Source organism: Streptomyces sp. NPDC093795, from assembly GCF_044764665.1.
Classification (GTDB): domain Bacteria; phylum Actinomycetota; class Actinomycetes; order Streptomycetales; family Streptomycetaceae; genus Streptomyces.
Window position 1 is genome coordinate 22,152 of the sequence record NZ_JBIWIO010000020.1, and the last position, 8,592, is coordinate 30,743.

Sequence of the window (8,592 nt, forward strand, 5' to 3'; positions counted from 1 at the left end):
GTCAGCGCCCACGTGTCCCGTCCTCCCGCTCCACGTTCCCGTTTCCGCCGGCCGTCACCGGACCCACCCCACAGCCGTCGCCGTCCGTCGCCGCGCGCGCCACGACCCGTGCGCCGCTGCCGGGCAGGGCCGTCGGGTCGACGGAAGCCCGCGGCGACGCCGGAAGCCTCGGCGGTACGGGGAACTGCTGCCGGTCGCCGGCGGACTGCTCCGGCACCGACGCCAGCCGGGCACCTTCCTGGGCGCGCCCGACGGCCGTCTGCTCACGGTTGCGACGCGAGTCCTCGGGCTCCAGCGGGATCGGGGAGCCCCGCAGCGGCTCGTCCGCGGTACGCGGCAGCGTGAGCCGGAACTGCGAGCCGCCACCGGCCTCGCCCCAGGCCTGGAGCCAGCCGCCGTGCAGCCGGGCGTCCTCGACCGCGATGGAGAGACCGAGGCCGGTGCCGCCGGTGGTCCGGGCCCGCGCCGGGTCGGCGCGCCAGAAGCGGTTGAAGACCCGGGTCGCCTCGCCCGGCTTCAGTCCCACGCCGTAGTCGCGTACGGCGACGGCCACGGCCCCGCCCGCGGCGGCCAGCTTCACCACCACGTCCCGGCCCTCGCCGTGCTCGACGGCGTTGACGACGAGGTTGCGCAGCACCCGCTCGACCCGGCGGGCGTCCGCCTCGGCCACCACGGGCTGCTGGTCGCCGACGACCACGATCCGGGTCCCCTTGCGCTCGGCCAGCGGTTCGGCACCACCGATGACCCGGCGCACGACCTGCCGCAGGTCTATCGGCTCGGCTTCCAGGGCCGCCGCACCCGCGTCGAAACGGCTGATCTCCAGGAGATCGGAGAGCAGCGACTCGAAACGGTCGAGCTGGTCGCCGAGGAGCTCCGCCGAGCGGGCGGTGATGGGATCGAAGTCGACCCGGGCCTCGTGGATGACATCGGCCGCCATCCGGACCGTGGTCAGCGGTGTGCGCAGCTCGTGCGAGACGTCCGAGACGAACCGCCGCTGCATCCGCGACAGCTCCTCAAGCTGCTGAATCTTGCCCTGAAGGTTCTGCGCCATCTTGTTGAAGGCCTCACCGAGCCGGGCGATGTCGTCCTCGCCGGTGACCTTCATCCGTTCCTGGAGCCGCCCGGCCGAGAGCCGTTCGGCGATCCCTGCGGCCATCCGCACGGGCGTGACGACCTGGCGCACCATGAGCCAGGCGATGGCTCCGAGCAGGACCATGACGAAAAGACCGGCGGTCGCCAGGGTGCCCTTGACCAGGGTGAGGGAGTCCTCCTCCTGGGTCAGTGGGAAGAGGTAGTACAGCTCGTACTGGGTGCCGTCGGCGTCGTTGAGCCGCTTGCCGATCACCAGACCGGCCTCGGACGCCTTGCCGTTCGTGTAGTGGATCCTGGTGAACTTCTGGAAGGTGTCCGCGCCCTGGGCGACCGACTCCCGCAGATCGACGGGGATACTCGCGGCCGGGTCGACCTCACCGGAGGCACGCACACCACGGCTCGCGGTGTCGTCGCTGTCGAGGGAGAGCGCCACCACGTTGAAGGCGCTCTGCCCACCACTGGCGAGCTGCTCGACCAGGGTGGAGCGCCAGTTCACGGACGAACCGGTCCGCCCGCCGACCTGCTGACCGGGCGCCGACGAGGTGGTCGCCGCCCTGTCCTGGGCGGCGGAGAAGCCACCCGCGGCCTGGCCCTGGGCGGCCCTCTCCTTGGCGTCGAGCAGACCGTTGCGGACCTGGCCGATGACGACCAGGCCGAGCAGCAGCACCACCCCGAGGGACATCAGCAGGGTGCCCGCGACGATCCTCAGCTGGATGTTCCGCCGCCACAGCCGCACAGCGGGCAGCAGCGGTCGGCGCACCCAGCGCGCGAAGAGGCGGAGCACCGGTCCACCCGGCGCCCCGTCCCGGAACAGCCGTCCGCCACGAGGCGGACGACCGGAACGCGAGCCCCCCCGCCTCGGTCCGGCAGTCCGCCCCGTACGGACTCCCGGGTCCCCGGGCTTCGGAGCAGCACTGCCCGTACTCATGTCAGCTCGGCCCCGCCTTGTACCCGACGCCACGGACGGTCACCACGATCTCCGGGCGCTCCGGGTCCTTCTCGACCTTCGAGCGCAGCCGCTGGACGTGCACGTTCACCAGCCGGGTGTCGGCCGCGTGCCGGTAGCCCCAGACCTGCTCCAGCAGAACCTCACGGGTGAAGACCTGCCACGGCTTGCGCGCGAGCGCGACGAGCAGATCGAACTCGAGCGGGGTCAGGGCGATGGACTGCCCGTCCCGCTTCACGGAGTGCCCGGCCACGTCGATGACGAGGTCACCGATGGTGAGCTGCTCCGGAGCCGGCTCCTCCGACCGCCGCAGCCGCGCCCGGATACGGGCGACGAGCTCCTTCGGCTTGAACGGCTTCACGATGTAGTCGTCGGCCCCGGACTCCAGACCCACGACGATGTCCACCGTGTCGCTCTTGGCCGTGAGCATGACGATCGGCACACCCGACTCGGCCCTGATCAGGCGGCACACCTCGATGCCGTCCCTGCCGGGCAGCATCAGGTCGAGCAGCACCAGGTCAGGCTTGGCCTCCCGGAATGCGGCAAGCGCCTTGTCACCGTCCGCAACGAACGACGGCTCGAACCCTTCACCCCGCAGCACGATGCCGAGCATCTCGGCCAGTGCGGTGTCGTCGTCGACGACAAGAACGCGTCCCTTCATATCGACATCATCCCATTAGCCAATCGTTACCTGCCGTGACCTGTCCCACAGCGCCTCCCCCAGCCCGGACCGCGATCCCGTCGACCGCGACCCGCTCGGCCCGCCATCGCACGGTTCGCGCGAGATGATCGGGTATCCGCACAGTGTGCAGCCTGCCGCCCGCACAATGAAGGTCCGGACGAACGTACGAAGGACAAGGCCGGTCCCGCCCACGGGCGGGCCCCGCGTGGCACGATGGCACCCGGCCCGCCGCCGTGTCAGGTGTCGGCCGCCGTGACCGAGCCGGTCCGCCGATCCGGCACCGCGACCATTCCCCCGAGGTGGACGACCGTGAACGACACTCCGGGCTGGACCTCGCCCGGATCCGCCCCCTCCGACGACCAGGACGGCTCCCGGGTTCCCCGGCCCGCTCCGGCCGACGCGAACGGCTCCGCCCCGCAGTGGTCCAAGGACCAGCCGCCCGCCGGCCAGTGGTCCCCGCCCACCGACCGGACTCCGGCCCCGCCGCGACCCCCGGTACGGGGCCAGGGCTGGGGCGGCCCGCCGCCGAACCCCCACTGGGGCCGGCCTCCGGCCGCGAAGCCCGGGGTGATCCCGCTGCGCCCGCTGGGCGTGGGCGAGATCCTCGACGGCTCGGTGAAGACGCTGCGCACCTACTGGCGCACGGTCCTGACGATCTCCGTCACGGTCGCGGTGATCTCCCAGATCGCCCACATCCTGGCCCAGCGGTATCTCGTCCCGGCGGCCCCGGCGGCGAACCCCGACGCCACCCCCGCCGAGGTGCTCGAACAGTCCCTCGACTCGGCCCAGTCGTCCCTGATCGGTCTCGGCCCCGCCCTCCTCGTGACGCTGATGGCCTCCGTGGCCTGTGCCGCCCTGCTGACCGTCGTCATCAGCCGCGCCGTACTCGGCCGCCCGGTCTCGTTGGGCTCCGCCTGGCAGGAGGCCCGCCCCCGGCTCCTCCAGCTGATCGGTCTCACGCTGCTGCTCGCGGCCCTGACCGCGGGCGTCGTCCTCACCGGCGTGCTCCCCGGCCTCCTGATCGGAGGCGCCCCGGGCGCGGCCCTGATCCTCCTCGGCGGCTTCGGCGGCCTGGCGGTGGCAGCCTGGCTCATCATCCGCTACAGCCTCGCCTCCCCCGCCCTGATGCTGGAGCGCCAGGGCGTGATCCCGTCGCTCAAGCGCTCGGCCAAGCTGGTCCAGGGCTCGTGGTGGCGGATCTGCGGCATCACCCTCCTCACCCAGCTGCTGATCTTCGTCTTCTCCATGATCATCGCGATTCCGTTCACGATCATCGGCATCGCGGCCGACGGCGACGGCTTCTCCGGCCTCCTCTCCGGCTCGGCGACCACCTTCGGCTGGACGTTCCTGATCATCACCGGCATCGGCGGGGTGATCACCAGCGCGATCACCTACCCGATCTCCGCCGGCGTGACGGTGCTCCTCTACGTGGACCAGCGCATCCGCCGCGAAGCCCTGGACCTCGAACTGGCTCGGGCCGCGGGCCTCCCCGGCTACGGCCCCACACCGGGCGACCAGACCGTCGGAGGCTGATGCCGTGACGGCCCCGGGGGGACCGGCCGCGACACCGGTACGGCTGCGCGCCGACATCGACGTACCGGTGGACCTCTCCCGCGTCCCCGCCCGCGAGGCGGCGGAACGGGAGCTGTCCAAGCCGATGTACCACGAGAACGACCCGAACCTCCTCCAGCGCGGCCTCGACCGCTTCTGGGAGTGGCTCGGCGACCTGTTCGGCGCCGCGTCCGGGGCCACCCCCGGCGGTGTCCTCGGCCTCGTCGTGGTCGTCCTGTTCGCAGCCGCCCTCGTCGCCGCCCTCTGGTGGCGCCTCGGCACCCCGAGCCGTGCCCCCGGCACCACCGGTGACTCCCTCTTCCCCGACGGCCCCCACACCGCCCGCGACCACCGGGCCGCCGCCGCCCGACACGCCTCCGCCGGCCGCTGGAACCAGGCGGTCCAGGAACGCATGCGGGCCGTCGTCCGCTCCCTCGAAGAGCGCACCCTCCTCGACCCCCGCCCCGGCCGCACCGCCGACGAGGCCGCCGCCGAGGCCGGCCGCTTCCTGCCCTCCCACGCGGACGAACTGCGCCTCGCGGCCCGCGCCTTCGACGACGTCACATACGGCGGCCGCACCGCCGACGAGCCCTCGTACCGCCGCATCGAGGAACTGGACACCGCCCTGGAGCGGACCCGCCCCACCCTCGACACCACCTCCACGGGGACGCCCGCATGAGCCGCCCGGCCGCCGGCACCACATCGATCGCCCTGACCCCGCGTCAACTCTGGACCCGCGCCCGCGGCGCGGCCCTCGTCCTCGCCCTGATCCTCATCGGCGGCATCGTCCTGGCGACCATGCGATCCACCGGCTCCCACGGCGCGCTCGACCCCCGCTCCGCCGACCCCCACGGCAGCCGCGCCGTCGCCGAACTCCTCAAGGCCCAGGGCGTCACCATCACCCTCGCCACCACCCTCGACGAGGCCACCGCCGCGACCGACACCGCGAGCACCCTCCTCGTCACCGCACCCGACCTGCTGACGAAGACTCAACAGTCCACGCTCCGCCGGACCATCGCAGAATCCGCGGGCCGCACCGTCCTCCTCGGCGCCGGCCGCCCCTCCCTCCCCACCCTGGCCCCGGACGTCACCAGCACCACCAGCACCCCCGTGGAGAACCGCGCCCCCTCCTGCACGCTGGAGGCCGCCACCCGCGCGGGCAGCGTCGACCTCGGCGGCGAGCGCTACATCACCGATCCGGACGCCGACGCCGACGCCTGCTACCCCTCCGACGGCCTGCCGTCTCTGGTCCGCATCCCCGGCCCCGACGCCACCGAGACCGTCCTCCTCGGCTCGCCCGACATCCTCTACAACAACCGTCTCGACCAGCAGGGCAACGCCTCGCTCGCTCTGCAACTCCTCGGCTCCCGGCCCCATCTCGTCTGGTACCTCCCCTCGCTCTCCGACACCTCCGCCGCCGCCGACGCACCCGACGACGACACCACGGGCAACTTCCTCGCCCTCATCCCCTCCGGTTGGCTGTGGGGCACCCTCCAACTCGCGGTCGCGGCCCTGCTCGCCGCCATCTGGCGCGGCCGCCGTCTCGGCCCCCTGGTGACCGAGCGCCTCCCCGTCGCCCTCCGCGCCTCCGAGACCACCGAGGGCCGAGCCCGCCTCTACCGCAAGGCGAACGCCCGCGACCGCGCCGCCACCGTCCTGCGCACCGCGACCCGGACCCGGATCGCCCCCGCGCTCGGCGTCCCCGCCCAGGACGCCCACTCCCCCGAGCGCCTCCTCCCCGCACTCTCCGCCCGTCTCCCCGAGACAACCGCGGACCCCAGGAACCTCCTCTTCGGCCCGGCCCCCGCCGACGACACCACTCTCATCCGCCTCGCGGACCAACTCGACGCCCTCGAAAGAGAGGTACGCACCTCATGAGCGCCCCGACCCCCGAGACCGCCATGAACTCGGACAGCGCCCGCGCCTCCCTGGAGGCCCTGCGCACCGAGATCGCGAAGGCGGTGGTCGGCCAGGACCCCGCCGTCACCGGTCTCGTCGTCGCCCTGCTCTGCCGGGGCCACGTCCTCCTGGAAGGCGTACCCGGCGTCGCCAAGACCCTGCTGGTCCGCTCGCTCGCCGCCGCTCTCGAACTCGACACCAAGCGCGTCCAGTTCACCCCCGACCTCATGCCGAGCGATGTCACCGGCTCCCTGGTCTACGACACCCGGACCTCCGAGTTCTCCTTCCAGCCCGGCCCGGTCTTCACCAACCTCCTGCTCGCCGACGAGATCAACCGCACTCCCCCGAAGACCCAGTCCTCCCTCCTGGAGGCGATGGAGGAACACCAGGTCACGGTCGACGGCACCCCGCGCCCCCTGCCGGAGCCCTTCCTCGTCGCCGCCACCCAGAACCCCGTCGAGTACGAGGGCACCTACCCGCTGCCCGAGGCCCAACTGGACCGGTTCCTGCTGAAGCTGACGGTCCCTCTGCCCTCACGCGCGGACGAGATCCAGGTCCTCACCCGTCACGCCGAAGGCTTCGATCCCCGTGACCTGAAGGCCGCCGGCGTCCGCCCCGTCGCGGGCCCCGCCGAGCTCGAAGCCGCCAGGACCGCCGTCGCCAAGGTCTCGATCTCCCCCGAGATCGCCGGCTACGTCGTCGATATCTGTCGTGCCACGCGTGAATCCCCCTCACTCACGCTCGGGGTCTCTCCCCGAGGCGCCACCGCCCTGCTCTCCACCGCCCGCGCCTGGGCCTGGCTCACCGGCCGGGACTACGTCACCCCGGACGATGTGAAGGCCCTCGCTCTCCCCACCCTGCGTCATCGCATCCACCTGCGGCCCGAGGCCGAGATGGAGGGGGTCACCCCCGACTCCGTCATCAACTCGATCCTCGCCCACGTCCCCGTCCCCCGCTGAGAACGGCGCCCCATGGCCCTCACCGGACGAACCGCGCTGCTCGCCGCCCTGGGATCGCTCCCCGTCGGTATCCTCGCCCCCAGCTGGACGGGGATGCTCGTGGTGAACGCGCCCCTCTCCCTCGCAATTCTGTGCGACTACGCCCTGGCCGCGCCAGTACGAACGCTCCAATTCACCCGAAGTGGTGACACATCCGTTCGACTCGGTGACGCGGCGGACGTCCAGCTCACCGTCACCAACCCGTCCCGCCGCACCCTCCGCGCCCAGCTCCGCGACGCCTGGCCGCCCAGCAGCTGGCGCCCCGGCACCGAGCAGGCCTCCTCACGCCGGCGGCTCACCGTCCCCGCCGGCGAACGTCGCCGCCTCACCACGAACCTGCGCCCGACCCGCCGCGGCGACCGCCACGCCGAACGGGTCACGGTCCGCTCGTACGGTCCCCTCGGCCTCGCCGCCCGCCAGGGCAACCACGAGGTCCCCTGGACCGTCCGCGTCCTGCCGCCCTTCACCAGCCGCAAGCACCTCCCGTCCCGCCTTGCCAGGCTCCGCGAACTCGACGGCCGCACCAGCGTGCTGACCCGCGGCGAGGGCACCGAGTTCGACAGCCTCCGCGAGTACGTCCCCGGCGACGACACCCGCTCGATCGACTGGCGAGCCACCGCCCGCCAGACCACGGTCGCCGTCCGCACCTGGCGCCCCGAACGCGACCGCCACATCCTCATCGTCCTCGACACCGGCCGCACCTCGGCCGGCCGCGTCGGCGACGGCCCCCGCCTGGACGCCTCCATGGACGCGGCGCTCCTTCTCACCGCGCTCGCCTCCCGAGCCGGTGACCGCGTAGACCTCCTGGCCTACGACCGACGTCTCCGCGCCCAGGTCCAGGGCCGCTCCGCCGGCGACGTCCTGCCCGCCGTGGTCAACGCCCTCGCCCCGCTCGAACCCGAACTGGTGGAGACCGACGCCCGCGGCCTGGCCGCGACCGCCCTCGCACGTGCTCCCCGCCGCTCCCTGATCGTCCTGCTGACGAGCCTCGACGCGGCCCCGATCGAGGAGGGCCTCCTCCCGGTCCTGCCGCAGCTCTCCCAGCGCCACACCGTCCTGGTGGCCTCGGTGTCCGACCCCCACATCGCGCGGATGGCAACCACCCGCGGCACGATCGAGGGCGTCTACGAGGCCGCGGCAGCCAGCCAGACGCAGTCCCAGCGCGCCCGCACGGCAGAGCAACTCCACCGCCGAGGCGTCACGGTCGTCGACGCCTCCCCCGACACCCTCGCCCCCGCTCTGGCAGACGCGTACCTCGCCCTGAAAGCAGCCGGCCGCCTCTGACGAACGGCGACGGGTGCCTCCCCTCCGAAAGGGTTCCTGCCCGTAAACGCAGAAAAGCCCCGCACCATAAGGTGCGGGGCTTTCCCACAATGATTGTTCGGCGGCGTCCTACTCTCCCACAGGGTCCCCCCTGCAGTACC

The 8,592-nt window shown here is 72.8% G+C and carries 7 protein-coding genes; 5 read left to right on the top strand and 2 right to left on the bottom strand.

Going from position 1 to position 8,592, the window contains the following annotated elements; genetic code table 11:
• Position 1 precedes the first annotated feature (1 nt).
• Together mtrB and mtrA are read right to left on the bottom strand one after the other, a co-directional pair.
• Positions 2 to 2,020, bottom strand: coding sequence for an MtrAB system histidine kinase MtrB (gene mtrB, locus ACIRB7_RS33695; RefSeq protein ID WP_403606692.1), 2,019 nt, complete (start codon positions 2,018 to 2,020; stop codon positions 2 to 4).
• A 1-nt stretch (position 2,021) separates the two neighbouring features.
• A complete protein-coding gene (gene mtrA, locus ACIRB7_RS33700; protein ID WP_250769064.1) occupies positions 2,022 to 2,699 on the bottom strand; it encodes a two-component system response regulator MtrA in 678 nt (225 codons plus the stop codon).
• Between the two features lie 330 nt (positions 2,700 to 3,029).
• Between mtrA and ACIRB7_RS33705 the strand changes: the two genes are divergently transcribed.
• From ACIRB7_RS33705 to ACIRB7_RS33725, 5 genes are read left to right on the top strand one after another with little or no spacing between them, the layout of a single operon-like run.
• Entirely contained in the window at positions 3,030 to 4,253 is a 1,224-nt protein-coding gene (locus tag ACIRB7_RS33705) for a hypothetical protein (RefSeq protein ID WP_403606696.1), read from the top strand.
• Positions 4,254 to 4,257: 4 nt separating this feature from the next.
• Complete coding sequence (locus ACIRB7_RS33710) at positions 4,258 to 4,950, top strand: DUF4129 domain-containing protein (protein WP_403606699.1); 693 nt, start codon at positions 4,258 to 4,260, stop codon at positions 4,948 to 4,950.
• Positions 4,947 to 6,149: a DUF4350 domain-containing protein gene (locus ACIRB7_RS33715; RefSeq protein WP_403606702.1), complete on the top strand. Its 1,203-nt coding sequence runs from the start codon at positions 4,947 to 4,949 to the stop codon at positions 6,147 to 6,149. Before ACIRB7_RS33710 ends, ACIRB7_RS33715 begins: the two co-directional genes overlap by 4 nt.
• The gene (locus tag ACIRB7_RS33720; protein WP_403606705.1) at positions 6,146 to 7,129 is read left to right on the top strand and encodes an AAA family ATPase; all 984 of its coding nucleotides are present in this window, start codon (positions 6,146 to 6,148) and stop codon (positions 7,127 to 7,129) included. The genes ACIRB7_RS33715 and ACIRB7_RS33720 overlap by 4 nt, the downstream gene beginning before the upstream one ends.
• A gap of 12 nt (positions 7,130 to 7,141) precedes the next feature.
• Positions 7,142 to 8,452, top strand: a complete 1,311-nt coding sequence (locus ACIRB7_RS33725; protein ID WP_403606708.1) for a DUF58 domain-containing protein — start codon at positions 7,142 to 7,144, stop codon at positions 8,450 to 8,452.
• Positions 8,453 to 8,592 lie beyond the last annotated feature (140 nt).

What these genes read in the sequence shown, in the direction of transcription:
- ACIRB7_RS33725 (WP_403606708.1), top strand. Translation starts at nt 7,142, where the DNA reads ATGGCCCTCACCGGACGAACCGCGCTGCTCGCCGCCCTGGGATCGCTC.
- ACIRB7_RS33715 (WP_403606702.1), top strand. Translation starts at nt 4,947, where the DNA reads ATGAGCCGCCCGGCCGCCGGCACCACATCGATCGCCCTGACCCCGCGT.
- ACIRB7_RS33720 (WP_403606705.1), top strand. Translation starts at nt 6,146, where the DNA reads ATGAGCGCCCCGACCCCCGAGACCGCCATGAACTCGGACAGCGCCCGC.
- mtrA (WP_250769064.1), bottom strand. Translation starts at nt 2,699, where the DNA reads ATGAAGGGACGCGTTCTTGTCGTCGACGACGACACCGCACTGGCCGAG.
- mtrB (WP_403606692.1), bottom strand. Translation starts at nt 2,020, where the DNA reads ATGAGTACGGGCAGTGCTGCTCCGAAGCCCGGGGACCCGGGAGTCCGT.